At 73.4% G+C, this 14,565-nt stretch carries 14 protein-coding genes; 5 read left to right on the top strand and 9 right to left on the bottom strand.

All coding sequences use genetic code 11. From position 1 onward, the window contains the following. Positions 1-62: 62 nt before the first annotated feature. The 9 genes from ACZ68P_RS21205 to ACZ68P_RS21165 all read right to left on the bottom strand — a co-directional run bounded on the left by ACZ68P_RS21205 (position 63) and on the right by ACZ68P_RS21165 (position 10,289). Positions 63-1,622, bottom strand: coding sequence for an FAD-dependent oxidoreductase (locus ACZ68P_RS21205; RefSeq protein WP_471008319.1), 1,560 nt, complete (start codon positions 1,620-1,622; stop codon positions 63-65). Then, entirely contained in the window at positions 1,619-2,353 is a 735-nt protein-coding gene (locus tag ACZ68P_RS21200) for a class I SAM-dependent methyltransferase (RefSeq protein WP_471008317.1), read from the bottom strand. The genes ACZ68P_RS21205 and ACZ68P_RS21200 overlap by 4 nt, the downstream gene beginning before the upstream one ends. Beyond that, entirely contained in the window at positions 2,350-3,570 is a 1,221-nt protein-coding gene (locus tag ACZ68P_RS21195; protein ID WP_471008316.1) for a lycopene cyclase family protein, read from the bottom strand. Before ACZ68P_RS21195 ends, ACZ68P_RS21200 begins: the two co-directional genes overlap by 4 nt. Further along, complete coding sequence (locus ACZ68P_RS21190; RefSeq protein WP_471008314.1) at positions 3,567-4,277, bottom strand: SDR family NAD(P)-dependent oxidoreductase; 711 nt, start codon at positions 4,275-4,277, stop codon at positions 3,567-3,569. Before ACZ68P_RS21190 ends, ACZ68P_RS21195 begins: the two co-directional genes overlap by 4 nt. A 101-nt stretch (positions 4,278-4,378) precedes the next feature. Further along, a complete protein-coding gene (locus ACZ68P_RS21185; RefSeq protein WP_471008313.1) occupies positions 4,379-5,668 on the bottom strand; it encodes an NAD(P)/FAD-dependent oxidoreductase in 1,290 nt (429 codons plus the stop codon). Positions 5,669-5,993: 325 nt separating this feature from the next. Then, positions 5,994-8,096, bottom strand: coding sequence for an MMPL family transporter (locus ACZ68P_RS21180; protein ID WP_471008312.1), 2,103 nt, complete (start codon positions 8,094-8,096; stop codon positions 5,994-5,996). Positions 8,097-8,298: 202 nt separating this feature from the next. Beyond that, positions 8,299-8,790, bottom strand: a complete 492-nt coding sequence (locus ACZ68P_RS21175; RefSeq protein WP_471008311.1) for a MarR family winged helix-turn-helix transcriptional regulator — start codon at positions 8,788-8,790, stop codon at positions 8,299-8,301. A gap of 140 nt (positions 8,791-8,930) precedes the next feature. Continuing rightward, positions 8,931-9,512, bottom strand: a complete 582-nt coding sequence (locus ACZ68P_RS21170) for a fasciclin domain-containing protein (protein ID WP_471008310.1) — start codon at positions 9,510-9,512, stop codon at positions 8,931-8,933. 165 nt (positions 9,513-9,677) lie between these two features. Next, on the bottom strand, positions 9,678-10,289 hold the full coding sequence (locus ACZ68P_RS21165) for an RNA polymerase sigma factor (RefSeq protein WP_471008308.1): 612 nt from the start codon (positions 10,287-10,289) through the stop codon (positions 9,678-9,680). 184 nt (positions 10,290-10,473) lie between these two features. On the opposite strand from ACZ68P_RS21165, the gene ACZ68P_RS21160 reads away from it, so the two are divergent. The 5 genes from ACZ68P_RS21160 (at position 10,474) to ACZ68P_RS21140 (ending at position 14,563) form a co-directional block, all read left to right on the top strand. Further along, on the top strand, positions 10,474-11,706 hold the full coding sequence (locus ACZ68P_RS21160) for a MerR family transcriptional regulator (protein WP_471008307.1): 1,233 nt from the start codon (positions 10,474-10,476) through the stop codon (positions 11,704-11,706). A 323-nt stretch (positions 11,707-12,029) separates the two neighbouring features. Then, complete coding sequence (locus ACZ68P_RS21155) at positions 12,030-13,214, top strand: ATP-binding protein (RefSeq protein WP_471008306.1); 1,185 nt, start codon at positions 12,030-12,032, stop codon at positions 13,212-13,214. Further along, complete coding sequence (locus ACZ68P_RS21150) at positions 13,211-13,621, top strand: roadblock/LC7 domain-containing protein (RefSeq protein WP_365722294.1); 411 nt, start codon at positions 13,211-13,213, stop codon at positions 13,619-13,621. The genes ACZ68P_RS21155 and ACZ68P_RS21150 overlap by 4 nt, the downstream gene beginning before the upstream one ends. Further along, positions 13,618-13,995, top strand: coding sequence for a DUF742 domain-containing protein (locus ACZ68P_RS21145; protein ID WP_471008304.1), 378 nt, complete (start codon positions 13,618-13,620; stop codon positions 13,993-13,995). The genes ACZ68P_RS21150 and ACZ68P_RS21145 overlap by 4 nt, the downstream gene beginning before the upstream one ends. Further along, positions 13,970-14,563, top strand: a complete 594-nt coding sequence (locus ACZ68P_RS21140; protein ID WP_365722298.1) for a GTP-binding protein — start codon at positions 13,970-13,972, stop codon at positions 14,561-14,563. Before ACZ68P_RS21145 ends, ACZ68P_RS21140 begins: the two co-directional genes overlap by 26 nt. Positions 14,564-14,565: the final 2 nt, after the last annotated feature.

The raw sequence follows: 14,565 nt of genomic DNA, 5'->3' as shown, positions 1-14,565 counted from the left end.
CGCGCCCTCCCGGCTGCCGGGGGCCCTCCGTTCGACGCGCCCTTCCCGCCGCCGGGCGAGGGTCAACGGCGTGTTCCCAGCGCGGCCAGCGCCCGCATCGCGCGGGAGCGGCCGCCGCGCGGTACCGTCCAGAGCACCTCTCCGCGGACCCCCCACCCGGCGAGCAGGGCGTTGGCCGCCAGGAAGCCGGAGGTCGCCGCCCGTTCCATCAGGGCCACGGGAAGACCGGTGCGCACCATGTCACCCGCCACCATCAGGCGCGGGTGCGGGGTCGTTACGGAGGGACGGCGGTCGTAGCCTCCGACGGGGAACATCGGGCAGTCGGACCGCCATTCGTGGACGGCGTCGACGATCCGGGCGTCGCGGGTCTCCGGGTACACCTCGTGGAGCTGGGCGACGAGCCGTTCCTGCACCTCCTTCTGCTCGGCGTCCCTATCCGCCGCGTAGGCGTGGAGCTCGACGACGGAACCGCCCGTCCGCCGCGCCCAGCGGGCGGCCTCGCCCTCCCAGCGGTCCAGGACGCTGATGTTGTCGAGGTCGCCGTATCCGCTGGTGCCGAGGAAGCCGGCCCGGTCCCCTCGGACGGGCCGGTCGAGCCACAGCCGTGAGACGAGGAAGGGCGGCGCCGTGCGCAGGACGGCGATGTCCTCGCGCCACGCCGCGTCGCCCAGCCCCGGCGAGGCACCCACCACCGCGCGCAGCCCGGCCGGGTCCAGGGCAAGGACGACCGCCTGGTACCGCTCGGACGTGCCGTCGCCGTCCACGGCCAGCTCCCCGTCGTCGAGCGGCCGGACGCACCGGACCGGCGTGCCGGTGCGCAGCCGTACCCCGAGCCGCTCCAGATGGCCGCCGAGGGGCTCCCACAGCGCCTGGGGAAACGGTTCGCGCGGCACATCGAAGAGCAGGCCCTCGGAGGAGCCGAGGAAGTAGATGTGGAACATCAGCAGGAGTTCGGCGGCGGACAGTTCGGCCGGATCGACGAAGAAACTGCGGGAGAAGACCTCGAACGCCAGATGGTGCGCCGCCTCGGGGAAGCGGATGTCGCGCAACAGGTCGCGGGCGCTGACGCCGTCGAACCGCTCGTACACCTCGGGCACGCTGACGTCGAGCAGCGGCAGCGCCGCCCGCGGATTCATCGAGGCCAGGTCACGCCACCCGAACGTCGGGCTGAGCGCGACGAATCCCAGCGCGCTCCACGGCGGGGTCCTCGGCACGCGCGCGAAGCTGTCGGTCAGACCGCCTCGGTGGCGCAGCGGGTAGTCCGGCACCGGAGTGAGCGCCCTTAGACCGGGGTCCGCGCGGCGCAGGAGGGCGCGGAGGTTGTAGTACTGGCGGAAGAAGGCGTGGAAGCCGCGGCTCATGGTGGCGCCCGACCCGTCCGCGAGGTGGACGGGCCAGCCGGTGAGCCGGCCGCCGAGCGCCGCCTCCCGCTCGTAGAGGGTCACGCGGACCCCGCGTTCGGCCAGCGCCGTCGCCGCTGCGAGGCCCGCGATGCCGCCGCCGATCACGGCGGTGCCGGGCGCCTCGCCCGTGACCCGCTCCCGTCCCGGCGCCGGCAGGAGCACCTCGGCCCTCGGGTCGCGGCCGGGGCGGGGGACCCGGGGACGGCGCGCGGGCCTCATCGGGCCTCCGCCGGGACCGGCCGCGGAGTGCCGCCGGCGACGAAGGTGTGGACGATCCCGGTCTGCCAGCCCGCCACCGGCAGCGCGCGCACGAAGGGGAAGCCGGCGCGCGCGACCCTGGCCGTGAACGCGTCGGCGGTGTCGAAGTCGAGGACACTGCGCCACAGATGACGGTAGAGCTCGCCGTCGCCGCTCGCGGACCCCACCGGGACGATCACACCCGCGCAGATCGCGTTCCACAGCACGCGGTGGACCGGCGAACCGCTCAGGCTGTACTCGTGCACCACGAGCCGGCCCCCGGGGCGCAGGAGCGCGCGTACGGCGCGCAGGACGGCGTCCGGGTCGGTGACGTTGCGGAACAGGTAGGCCGCGAAGACGGCGTCGTACGGCTCCCCGTCCCCGGCGGCGAGGAGCTCCTCGGCGGCCAGGTGCCGGAAGCGCACGTTGGCCGGCCAGGGTTTGGCGAGAGCCCGCTCCAGCATCCCCGCGGACGCGTCGACGGCCTCGATGCGGGCCCGGGGAGCGGCCCGCAACAGGGCCCGCGTCGACGTGCCCGTACCGCAGCCCAGGTCGAGAACGCGCAGGCCGGCGCCGAGGCGTGGCAGCCCGAGCCGGTGCGCCGAGCGCAGAAGGTCGGTGCGGTATCCCGGGTTCAGCGAGGTGAGGCGGTCGTAGGAGTGGGCGGCGTGATCGAAGGCGCGGGCGAGATCGCGGTCGCGCAGGAGCGTCATGGACGGCTCTCCTCGGGTCGGTGGGCAACGCGGCGGGGCAGGAAGGGGAGTTCGGCGGCGGTACGGAGCATCGGGCCGACGGGGGTGCGCAGACCGATGCCGAACTCCTCCCACGGAGTGCTGCGCCCGTCGAGGAAGCGCAGGAGCCGTTCCATCGGGACGCGGCGGAACAGCTCGGTGAAGAACGCCGGCCCGTCGATCCGCCCGGTGTCGAGCGCACGCAGCATGACGGCGTCCATCGCGAGGGCCCTGCGGGGGTGGGGGCGGGGGACGTGCGCGGTGCCGTCGCGCAGCGCGGTGGCGATGGCCCGGCTCTGCCGCTGGACCGCGGCGAAGGTGTATCCGGTCGCCGGCCGGGTGGCCCCGCCCGCCGCCCCGATCCGGAAGACGGCCGGGCCGACGCGTCGGGGGAACCGGCCGTCGGTCATGGGGATCACCCCCTGCTCGGCGGACTCCACCCTCAGCGGTCCCAGCCGGAGCACGTCCGCGGTGTACTGCCGCAGGGCGGCGTCGTAGCCGGCCGCCGTCAGAGGGGCCCTGGAGAACTCGGTGTACTCGATCAGAGCGTGCTCCGGCCCGAGGGGCAGGACGTAGCCGAACGCGAGTCCGTGGCGGGGCTGGGGCACCCGGAAGTCCATGAGGTCGGCCACGTCGGGATCGAAGCGCGGGGTCGCGGTCCGCACGAACCACCCCCGGAAGTGCTGGAGAAGGGTCGTACGGGACGGCGGCAGACCGTGTCGCGGGGGGCGCGAGTCGAAGACGTACCGGCCGCGCACGGCCACCGTCCGGCCGTCCTCGGTGCGGCAGCCGACCTCGACCCCTCCGCCGATGTGCCGCACGGTGTGCGCCGTGGCGCGCAGCACGCGCGCCGCCGGATGGTCCGCCAGCCGGGAGTGGACCAGCCGTTCGAACCCTCCCGATCGCAGCATGCGGTACCGCAGCGGAAGGGGCGCCGCTTCGACGGCGCCGCCGTCCGCGCCGACGACCCGCAGCCGGGGCCAGGAGGCGACCGTCGCCTCGGCGAACTCCCCGGGGCCCTCGTCCCAGTAGCACCAGGTGCGCTCGGCCGGACGCAGCGGGCCGTCGGGTGCCTCCACCACCGTGACCGCCGTGGTCCCCGTCCGGGTGAGCCAGTGGGCCAGGCTGAGCCCGGCCGCGCCCCCGCCCAGGATGACGACCCGGTCCTCCCCGCCGTCGTCCGTCGTGCGGCGCCTCACCCGGCGCGCCGTTCGAGGACCGGTGTCCCGTGGGCGTCCCAGCGCACCCGCTCCGTCTCCGTGCCGAGCGCGTCGGCCACGGACCGGACGACGAGTCCCAGATCCCCACCGGCCGGCATCGGCGGAGGGCTGCCCATGACGGCCCTGGCGGCGAAGCCCGTCTCCAGGTGGCCGGGGCGGATGTCGAGGACCCGGACGCCGTCCGCGCGCACCTCGCGGCGTACCGCGTCGAGCCAGGCGCCGAGCGCCGCCTTGGAGGCGCAGTAGTCGGCCATCGCGGGCTGCGGCCGCTCCACGACGACCCCGGTGACGGCGGCGATGACACCGCCCCGCTCAAGGACCCGGAGTGCGGAGCGGAAGATCGCCGCGGGCGCCAGCGCGTTCACCGTCGTCAGATGCTCCGCCACGGCGTCGCTCACCTCGCCCGCCCGGCCGAAGGCGACCGCGCCGAACGCGGTCAGCACGGCGTCGAGGCCGCCGAGCTCCCGGGCCGCCGTCTCGACCGCGCGGGCGCACGCGTCGAGGTCGTACGCCTCGAAGCGGGCCGTGGGGCAGCCGCCCAGCCGCTCGGACACGACCGCCAGCCGCCCGGCGTCCCGCCCGGCCAGCGCCAGGCGCGCTCCCCGCGCGGCGAGTTCGGCCGCCACCGCGCCGCCGATGACGCCTGTCGCGCCCGCCACCAGCACACGCGCACCGTTGATCTCCACGCCTCACTCCCGTCCGACGCCTGATCTTCCGTCCCGCCCCCGGGTACGGATGCACGCCGGGACGCATCCGAGGGGCGGACCGGACCGGGGCGGTCGGGCGCTCATCCTTCGGGCGTACGGGTCGGCGGGCCGGCCGACTCCTGGGACGCCAGTACCTCCCGCGCGGCTCGGCCGCCCGAGGCCAGCGCCCCCTGGACGGAACCGGTCGCCCGGTGGTCGCCGCAGACGTACCGGCCGGCCGCGAAGCGGGTCGTCCGGCTCAGCGGCCAGGGCGGCCGCATCGCGGGCAGCGCGCCCTCGACGGTGTAGGCGGCGACCGGGTCCCAGCCGCTCGTGTCGGTGTCGTACAAGGCGGCCAGGCGCTCCCGTACGGCGGCCTCGCCGCCCGGCGGACCGGCGCCGAGCACCGAGGTCGACACGAGGGCGGTGCCGGGCGGGGCGTAGGTGGGCGCGGCGTCGCTGACGACGCAGGTGTTGAGCACCGCCAGGGTGCTGTCCACCACGAGGACGGGCTCGGAGAGCGGTGATACTGCGGCCGCGTGGTAGTACGTCGTCACCGTACGGCTGTCCGGGACCGCGAGGCCCGGCAGCAGACGGGCGGCGGTGACGGCGTCCGTCGCCACCACCACCGTGGACGCCGGCCGCTCGCGTCCGTCCGCGAGCAGGACCCCGGAGTCGGTGACCTCGGCCACGGGCGACTCGAGCCGGAGCGTGCCGTCGGGGAGGTCCCGGGCGAGCCTGGCCGGCACCGCGCCGATGCCGTCGGCGGGCAGACAGAGGGTGCCGCGCGCCATGCTGCGCCAGACCAGGTGGAAGAAGCGGGCGGACGTCTCCAGTTCCTCTTCGAGGAAGACTCCGGCCAGGAACGGCCTCAGCAGGTCGTCGATCACCTGCGGCGAGACTCCGGCGGAGCGCAGTGCGGCCTGTGTGGTCGTGTCGCCCCGCCGCCGGAGCACGCCGACCGGGAGCAGGACGTCCCCGAGCGTCAGGGCGGCCAGTGCGGCGAGGTCCCGGGCGGACAGCGCCCGGCCGGGCAACAGCGCGGCCGCCTCGGAGGGACGCCGGGTGGGATCCGTGAGGCGTACCCGGCCGGTGGGCGTCAGGGCGACGAGGCCCGGGGTGAAGGGCCGCAGGCGCAGGGCCTTCAGATCGAGGCGCTTCTTCACCTGCGGGTAGGAGGTGTTGAAGACCTGGAAGCCGCGGTCGAACAGGAAGCCGTCCCGTCGGTCCGTCCGCATCCGGCCGCCGACGCCGTCGGAGGCTTCGAGTAGTTCGACGCGCTGCCCGGCGCGGCTGAGGTCGAGGGCGCAGGCGATCCCGGCGAGGCCGGCACCGACGACGATTGTGTCGGTCCCCGTCCCCGGCAGCGTCCCCTGCTGGTGGGTGGTCATCCGTGCTCCTCGCCCCTCCGCCGTACACATCCCCGCACGTGCCCAAGCCGACCACGATCGGCACGCCGACGCCAGGCGCCTCCACGGGGCTACGCCGAACGTGGGACGGGACGGGAGGGACGGCCGGACGTGAGCGGGACGGCCGCGCGGAGCCCGGCCCGGGGATGTCCCGTCGTGCGGCCACGCCCGGTCGTGGAGCTCACGTCCCCCGTGATGTCCCGTCGTGGAGCGCATGGCCGGCCGCCCCGAGGCACCCGGTCGTGGAGCCCACGTCCGGACGCGGGGCGCCCGGTCCTGGGCGCCCCGCCGCCTCGTCCTCGCGGGGTCAGGCGCGAGGGGCGGGCGTCGCGGCCTCGCGGGCCGTCTCCCGGCTGAGCTTTCCGGGCCACCACGCCTTGCGGCCGATGTCCACGACGAGCGCCGGCACGAGCAGCGAGCGGACGACCAGAGTGTCGAGCAGCACGCCGAAGGCCACGATGAACGCGATCTGGACCATGAAGGCCAGCGGGACGACGCCGAGTGCCGCGAAGGTCGCCGCGAGCACCACGCCCGCCGAGGTGATGACCCCGCCGGTGGCGGTGAGACCCCGCAGGACGCCTTGACGGGTCCCGTGGGCCAACGACTCCTCGCGTACGCGGGACATCAGGAAGATGTTGTAGTCCACCCCGAGCGCCACGAGGAAGACGAACCCGTAGAGCGGGACCGAGGCGTCCGTGCCCGAGAACCCGAAGACGCCCTGGAACACGAGCGCCGAGACGCCCAGCGTGGCGAGGAAGTTGAGGGCGACCGTCGCGATGAGCAGGACCGGCATGACCAGCGACCTGAGCAGCCCGACGAGGATGGCCAGGATGATCGCCAGCACCACGGGGACGATGAGCATCCGGTCGCGCTCGGAGGTCCGCTGGGTGTCGTACTGCTGCGCGGTGTAGCCGCCGACGAGCGCGTCGGCGCCGGGGACGGCGTGCACCGCCTCGCGCAGACGGGCGACGGTGTCCTTGGCCGCGTCGCTGTCGGCGGGAGCCGCGAGGGTGACGTCGACCCTGGCCCTGCCGTCCACCACCAGCGGTGCGCCGGCGCCCGGCCGCCCGGAGGCGGTCAGCGGCGCGGCGGACGCCACGCCGTCCGTCTGCTCGGCGGCCCGCCGCACCTGCGCGAGCCGGTCGGCGTCGGTGATCACGACGGCCGGGTTCCCCGAACCGCCCGGGAAGTGCTCGGCCAGGGTGGCCTGCGCGGCGACCGAGGGGGCGTCGTTCACGAAGATCTCGTCGAGCGGCACGCCCTTGGAGTTCAGGGTCGGCGCGAAGGCGGCGCAGGCGAGAAGACCGGCCAGGGTGACGGCCCAGACCTTGCGGGGGGCGCGGTCGACCAGCGCGGCCACCCGCCCCCAGATGCCCCTGCCGTCCGCCGCCTTCGGCTTGGCCGGCCAGTAGGCGCTCCGGCCCAGGAGGACCAGGACCGCGGGCAGGAACGTGAGCGTGCTCAGCACGGCGCAGACGATGCCGATGGCGCCGACGGGCCCGAGCGCGCGGTTGTTGGTGAGGTCGCTGAACAGGAGCGCGAGCAGTCCCAGGGCGACGGTGGCGGCGCTCGCGGTGATCGGCCCGAAGGACTGGCGCAGGGCGGCGCGCATGGCGGTGAACCGGTCCGCGTGGCGCGTCAGTTCCTCGCGGAAGCGAGCGGTGAGCAGCAGCGCGTAGTCGGTGGCGGCGCCGATGACGAGGATGGAGAGGATGCCCTGCACCTGCCCGTCGACGCGCACGACGTCCCGGTCGGCGAGTGCGTAGACGACGGCGCAGGCCAGGCCGAGGGCGAAGACGGCGCCGAGGATGACGACGAACGGCAGCAGCAGGCTGCGGTACACGAGCAGGAGGATCACCAGGACGGTCACGAGTGCCACGACCAGTAGCAGCCCGTCGATCCCGGCGAAGGCGTCGGAGAGGTCGGCCTGGCTCGCGGCCGGTCCTGCGAGCTGGGCCGTGGTGCCGGGCACCGTCTCCGCCGCCGCCCGGATCCGCTCCAGGACGTCCGGCAGCTGCTCGCCGAGGTCGGGCCGCAGCGGAACGACGCCCTGGAGCGCCTGGCCGTCGTCGGACGGCAGGGCGGGCGACGCCTTTCCGGCTGTGCCGGTCTCGCCGTCGAGGGAGGAGAGCGCGGCGGTGGCGGCCTGCCGTTGCTCCGTCGTGATCCGGGCGCCGGAGGAGGCGGTCCAGACGACGACGGCGGGCAGCGTCTCCTGCCGGCGGAAGTCCTTGCCGGCCTCGATCACCTGGGTGGACTCGGCGTTCCTCGGGAGGAACGCGGCCTGGTCGTTGGTGGCCACCTCGCCGAGCTTTCCGGCGTACGGCCCGAGTGTGCCGCCGATGCCGAGCCAGGTGAGGAGGAGCAGGACGGGCACGGACCACCGGGCGACCGTAGCGAAGCTGAACATGGCACTCCAGGAGAGGGCGAGCAATGACTCAACGATTAACTATCTCAATGATTGAAATACTTTCTCACAGTGCCCTGCTCCGATGGGAGTCGGGCCCTGTGAGGGGTGAGCGCGGTGCGGGTGGATCCGTGAGCGCCGAGCGGGTCCGGGTGGGACCGTCCTCACGCTTCCGTCCCGGAACGGATGCCCCGTGACGGCCGGATCAGTGCGCCTCGCGCAGCTCTTCCAGCTCGTGGTTCAGCGCCGTGAGGAACCGCAGGGCCACGGACAGCTCCTCGTCGCTGAAGCCCGCCTGGGCCCGGGCGGTCGCCTCGGCCAGCGGCAGGAAGTGCGCGCGGGCCGCCGACCGGGCGCCGGCGGCGTAGTGCAGATGGACGACCCGGCGATCCGTGCTCTCACGGGCCCTGCGGACGTGCCCCGCTCGCTCCAGGCGGTCCAGGCACGCGGTCACGGCTCCCGAGGTGAGACCGAGGTGCTCGCGCAACCGGCCGGGTGTCAGCGGGGTGTCGGAGTCCAGGATCGCCGCCAGAGCCTGGACGTCGGTGGCGTGGAGCCCCTGCGCGGCCGCGAAGGAGTGGGCCATGCGGTTCATCTCGCCGTTCAGATACCGCAGCCGCACCGCGAACGCCTGCAGCTCGCGGCCCGGGGTGTCGGCGGCCGCGTCCGCCCCCGCCGCCTTGTTCGTCCTCGCCATGGGGGCAGCCTATAGAGCGAGGGACGGAAGTCTCCCCGACGGCCCGGCCGCGCCCCGGCCGGACGCGACCGCGCCCCCGGCGGCGGCACGGCCGCGCCGGGGGAGTCGGCCTCGGGGCTCAGGACGTCGGCGTCGCGATGTCAGGACTTCGGCATCAGGACCGTGTCGACGACGTGGACGGTCGCGTTCTCCGTCTTCACGTCACCGCAGACGATCGTCGCGGAGTTGTTCACCTTGTACGCGTCACCGGACTGGGACGTGGTCAGCTGGTCGCCCTGCAGCGTGGTGAACGTGCCGTTCGGCAGCTTGTCCCGCGTCACCGTCTCGTCCACGACGTGGTAGGTGAGCAGGTTGGTCAACTGCTCCTTGTCGTTGAGGATCTTGTCGAGGTCGGCCTTCGGGATCTTCGCGAACGCGTCGTTGGTCGGCGCGAACACGGTGATGTCGTCGGCGTTGTTGAGCGTGTCGACCAGGCCCGCCTTCTTCACGGCGGTGACCAGCGTGGAGAGGGCCGGGTTGTTGGACGCCGCGGTGGCGACCGGGTCGTCGGCCATTCCGGCGGCGCTTCCCTCACCGCTCGTCGGCAGCGAGGCGCAGGCGGGCCCGAACGGTTCCTGAACGGGGCCCGCCTGTGCCGCGGGCGCCAGCGCGAGGGCGAGGGGGAAGAGGAGCGCACCTGCTCCGCTGAGAGCGGCGACCCTGACGCGATGGGTGGTGGTCATGTGCTTCACCTTTCCGGGAACCGCAGGTGACGGGCTACTGCTCTGGTGCCGCCTGCTTGTGGAGTGTTATCCGTGTGCGGGTCTTTCGGATGACGATCGGGGTGGTGGATCGTCCGGTTCCGGTGATGGGCCCGCCGGGTCGTGTCACGGCCCGGCGCCGGCCGGTCACGCGGGCTGGGCGCCGCCCTCCTCGATGCGCCGACGCAGCACGTGCATGCCACGCCGGGCGTGGCTCTTCACGGTGCCGAGCGGCAGGCCCGTGCGCTGGGCGATCTGCACCTGGGTGAGGTCGCCGTAGAAGGCGAGGGCGAGGATCTCGCGCTGCGCCCGGGGGAGCCTGCGCAGTTCGTCAGCCAGGAAGACCTGATCCAGTATAGTGTCCGGCCCCGCGCCGGACGGGAGACCGGACGGCGCGTTTCCCGCGGCCGCCGCCGCGATCTCCGTCCGACGGGTCCGCGCGGCCAAGGCGTCCACGATCTTGCGCCGGGTGATGCCGACGAGCCAGGCGCCCAGGGATCCGCGATCCGGACGGAAGCCCGCCCTGCCCCGCCAGGCGGCGAGGAAGACCACCTGGGTGACGTCCTCCGCCTCCTTGGAGTCGCCGAGGGTGCGCGCGGCCATGGTGTGGACCAGACCGCCCCACTCGCGGTAGATCGCCGCGAACGCCTCCTCGTCACCGCGCAGCAGTCCGCCGGCCAGTTCCTCCGGCCCGGGGTGCTCCCGGACCCGAGGGCCCGGGTCGGCGACGAGACGCCGCTCCACCTGCGTTGCGGTCATGATGCGCTCCTTTCCGTCTCGGTGGACCGGCGTTGTGGGCGAGTGGCCTGCACGGCCTGTCCGCGAGCCCTGGTCCGTGACCGCTGCCGCTGCCGGTGCGGTCGCGGATGCTCGATGGCTCCAGTCTTGGAGCTGAGAAACGACGCAAGCAACATGCGTCGTTTGTGCGTCGTATGGTGACCGTGTGGCTAATGGCAGGCGAAAAGACGACGGAAGGGGGGCCGGCCCGGGCGCGGCCGGGCTCACCACCGGTTCGGTCGCGCGTCGCTTCGGCGTCGCGCCGACCACCCTGCGCTCGTGGGACCAGCGGTACGGCATCGGCCCCGCCGCCCGGGTGGGCGGCAAGCACCGGCGCTGGACGCCGGAGGACATCGCCTTGCTGGAACGCATGTTCGCCCTCACCAACGCGGGTCTGCCGCCTGCCGAGGCCGCGCGGGTGGTCCGTACGGAATACGGCGCCGCCCCCGGCCCGGCGGCTTCCTCCGGCTCCATGGCGGCCGTGGCGCCCCCCTCGGAGCCGGCCGCCCCCTCCGCCGCAGGCCCCTCCGCCCCCGCCTCCCACCCCGCTTCCGATCCCGTTCCCCACCCTGCTTCCGGTCCCGTCCCCGGATCCGGCGGCGGCTCCGGTCCCGTCCCCGACGTCCCGGACGCCCCCGGCGATGCCTCCCTGCCTCCCGAGCGAGGGCAGGGCCCGGCGGAGACGCCGGCCCCGCCGCGTCCCCCTCGGCGAGCTTCCCGGACCGCGCCCAAGGGGCGCGCGGCCGGCGGGCTCGGGCTGGGCGACGCCCGGATCGAGTGCCGGGGCCTCGCCCGCGCCGCGCTGCGGCTCGACGCGCTCGCGGTCGACCGGCTCCTCGAAGCGGCCATCGCCGAGCACGGTCTGGTGACCGCGTGGACGGAGGTCATCGTGCCCACGCTGCGGGCCGTCGGCCGCAAGTGGGAGACCTCCGGCGAACGGTACGTGGAGGTGGAGCACCTCCTGTCGTGGCACGTCTCCACCGCGTTGCACCGGCGGCGGGGCGCGCCTCCCGACAGCGCCGCCGACGGCCTCGCGCTCCTCGCCTGCGTGCCCGGCGAGGCGCACGCCCTGCCGGTCGACGCGCTGGCCGCGGCCCTGTCCGAACGCGGCCTCCCCCTGCGGATGTTCGGCGCGGCCCTGCCCGCCGAGGCGCTGATCGAGGCCGTCCGCAGGACGGGTCCCCACGTCGTGGTGCTCTGGGCCCAGTCCCGGACCACGGCGAGTCGGCCGCTCGCCCAGCACGTGGCCCAGATGACGTGGGGCGTGAGGGGCGCGCGCCGCCGGCCCGTCGTGCTCACCGTGGGCCCGGGCTGGACGGCGCCGCTCGTGCCCGGCACCCTGCGCCCCCTCGCGCTGGCGGAGGCCGTGGAGGCGGTGGCGGCGGCCCTCCGCGGCTGAGCCGGTACGGGCGGGGCGCGGCGGAGTGGCGCCCACGGGGGAGCGGTCGGCCCTTGACTCCCGTACGACAGATCCGTACGCGATTCCACCCCTGACCGCCGAGTGGTCGAGAGTGGTCAATATCCGTCAGAAATCCCCATATTGACGTTCAGTTAGGTGTTCGTTACCGGTGATACGATCACCGCGTTTACCGGAGTGGCGGACAGGTGTACGACGCCATCGGCCACGGGGGACGACAGGGGGCACTCCGGTACGGACGGCTGCCGGTCCGCCCGCATGGACGGAGTTCGGCAGCTGGCCGTCAGTCGCCTGAAGAGAGTCTTATGACGCATCACATACAGAACCCAGTGCTCTGGGCCCTCCTCGTCGCCGTCCTTGGTGCAGTCGTCGTCATCGTCCGTCAACGCCGCTCGGCGCGGACCCTGCTGCGCGACATCGAAGGACTCAGGGCCCACTACTCCGAGCTGGAGACCAGCTACGCGAAGTCCGTGGAGGCGGAGAAGGAACGCGCCCAGGAGTCGACGAAGACGGTCCTCAAGTCCGCGATGCGGACGCTCCAGGGCCTGGCCGCCGAACAGCAGTTGGTCATCTCCGGCCTGCAGAACAAGTACGGCGAGTCCGTCATCCTGCAGGACCTGCTGGAGATCGACCACACCAACTCCCAGTTCGGCCGGCGCGCGCAGTCCATCGCCGTGCTGTGCGACGGCTGGCTGGGCCGGCAGCGTGAGGTCGCCTCCGTCTACGACGTGGTCCGCAGCGCGCAGGGACGCGTCCGTCACTTCCGGCGCGTGGAGATCCTTTCGCAGGTGGACTTCGGCATCACCAGCCGGGCGGTCGAACCGGTCGCGCTGGCGCTCGCCGAGCTGCTCGACAACGCCACCAGTTACTCCAGTCCCGACACCGTCGTCGAGATCAACATCCGTACCGTCCCCAAGGGCGTCTGCATCGTCGTCGACGACGCCGGTGTCGGTATGAACGACGAGGAGCGGGCCAAGGCCGCGAAGCTCCTCTCCAGTGAGCGGGTCTCCGGTGTCTCGGGACTCGGCAGTCCGCCGCAGTTCGGGTTCGCGGTGATCGGTGTGCTCTGCGAGCGCTACGGATTCGAGGTGTCGGTGGATTCGGACTCGCCGTACGGAGGCGTCCGCGCGGTTCTCCTCCTGCCGCACGAGCTGCTCACCGGCATGCCGGACAAGAAGGCCCCGGCTCCGGCCGTGCCCGCCGTCCCCGCCGGCTCCGTCGCGGAACCGGCCGGGCCCGAACCCTCGATGGTCGCGTCGTCGACCGCCGACGGTCTGCCGAGGCGCCGCCGCAAGCGGCCGATGGCGATCGTGCCCGGCACGGCGCCGGCCACGCGCGCGTCCGCGTCGACCCGCTCCGGCGCGGAGACCGCGGCGATCCTGGGCGCCTTCCAGCGGGGCACGCAGTCCGGACGGGCCACGGGCCCGGACGGGGCGAACGAGACAGGCAGCACACACGATGCGAGCAGCGAAGGGCATGAGTTCTCGTGAATGACGATCTGTCATGGATGCTTGACAGCGCCTTGGAGATCCCCGGTGCGCTGCACGCGGTGCTGATCTCCGCGGACGGTCTGCTGATGGCCCGGACGAGGGACTTCGACAAGGACAACGCGGACACCGTCGCCGCCGCGATGAGCGGCGTCCAGTCGCTCAGCCGCTCACTCGGGTTCTTCGTCGACGGTGGCCATGGCGGCCAGCTCCGGTGGCGCCAGACGCTGGTCGAGTTCGACGGCGGCTGGGTCTTCCTGATCTCCGCCGGGGAGGGCGCCTACCTCGGCGTCTCGGCCTCGCCGGACGTCGACATGCAGGACATCTCCTTCCGGATGCAGCAGCTCGTCGGCCAGCTGGGCAAGGTGCTGATGACCCCGCCGCGCGAGAACCTCGGCGTGCGCTCATGACCGGTTTCGGCGAACTGGAGTCCGAGGCCGCGGAGTTAGTGCGACCGTACGTCATCACCAAGGGACGCGGGCTGCCCGACGCGGAGCAGCTGACCCTGATCACCCTGGTGACCGCGGTCGACGACCACCAGCAGCGACCGACCCGGCTCTCCCCCGAGGAGCAGGGACTGCTGGACCTGTGCACCGCCGGCTATCTGTCCGTCGCCGAGATCGCGGGGCACACCCGGCTGCCCATGGGTGTGGTGAAGATCCTCCTGTCCTCCCTCACCGAGGCCGGCTACCTCATCACCCGGCCTCCCGTACAGCGTGCCTCGCTGGCGGACAAACACATCCTCGAGGAGGTGCTGCATGGACTCCGCACCAAGTTTGGATGAGCGGGCGTACGTCCGCGCCGGGGCGACGCAGACCGCGGTGAAGATCCTCGTCGTGGGGCACTTCGCGGTCGGCAAGACCACGTTCATCGGTGCGATCTCGGAGATCCCTCCGCTGTCCACCGAGGAGACGATGACGCGCGCCGGCGAGTCCTTCGACGACCTCAAGGGCGTCCGGAGCAAGACCACCACCACGGTGGCCATGGACTTCGGCCGCCTCACCATCAGCGAGCGCGTCGTCCTCTATCTGTTCGGGACGCCCGGTCAGCAGCGCTTCGTGCAGATGTGGGAGGACATGGCGCGCGGCGCGCTCGGAGCGCTGGTCCTGGTCGACCCCGAGCGGCTGGCGGACTCCTTCGCCGTGATCGACCTGATCGAGCAGTACGGCCTCGACTACGCGATCGCCATCAACCGCTTCGACGGCACACCGGACCGCGAGGTGCGGGCGCTGCGCGAGGCGCTGGACCTGCTCGACGACACCCCGGTCGTCACCTGCGACGCACGGGACGAGAAGTCCTCCGCCGACGCACTGATCACTCTCGTCCGCTATCTGCTGGACCGCGCTCACTAGGA

It is taken from the genome of Streptomyces sp. NPDC036822, assembly GCF_055609145.1.
Note: the sequence above shows the minus strand (reverse complement) of the source record. Positions and strands in the feature narration are given on the sequence as shown.

Coding starts and splice junctions, on each gene's coding strand:
- ACZ68P_RS21180 (WP_471008312.1), bottom strand. CDS start 8,096: ATGTTCAGCTTCGCTACGGTCGCCCGGTGGTCCGTGCCCGTCCTGCTC.
- ACZ68P_RS21165 (WP_471008308.1), bottom strand. CDS start 10,289: ATGACCGCAACGCAGGTGGAGCGGCGTCTCGTCGCCGACCCGGGCCCT.
- ACZ68P_RS21155 (WP_471008306.1), top strand. CDS start 12,030: ATGACGCATCACATACAGAACCCAGTGCTCTGGGCCCTCCTCGTCGCC.
- ACZ68P_RS21200 (WP_471008317.1), bottom strand. CDS start 2,353: ATGACGCTCCTGCGCGACCGCGATCTCGCCCGCGCCTTCGATCACGCC.
- ACZ68P_RS21185 (WP_471008313.1), bottom strand. CDS start 5,668: ATGACCACCCACCAGCAGGGGACGCTGCCGGGGACGGGGACCGACACA.
- ACZ68P_RS21205 (WP_471008319.1), bottom strand. CDS start 1,622: ATGAGGCCCGCGCGCCGTCCCCGGGTCCCCCGCCCCGGCCGCGACCCG.
- ACZ68P_RS21140 (WP_365722298.1), top strand. CDS start 13,970: ATGGACTCCGCACCAAGTTTGGATGAGCGGGCGTACGTCCGCGCCGGG.
- ACZ68P_RS21145 (WP_471008304.1), top strand. CDS start 13,618: ATGACCGGTTTCGGCGAACTGGAGTCCGAGGCCGCGGAGTTAGTGCGA.
- ACZ68P_RS21175 (WP_471008311.1), bottom strand. CDS start 8,790: ATGGCGAGGACGAACAAGGCGGCGGGGGCGGACGCGGCCGCCGACACC.
- ACZ68P_RS21170 (WP_471008310.1), bottom strand. CDS start 9,512: ATGACCACCACCCATCGCGTCAGGGTCGCCGCTCTCAGCGGAGCAGGT.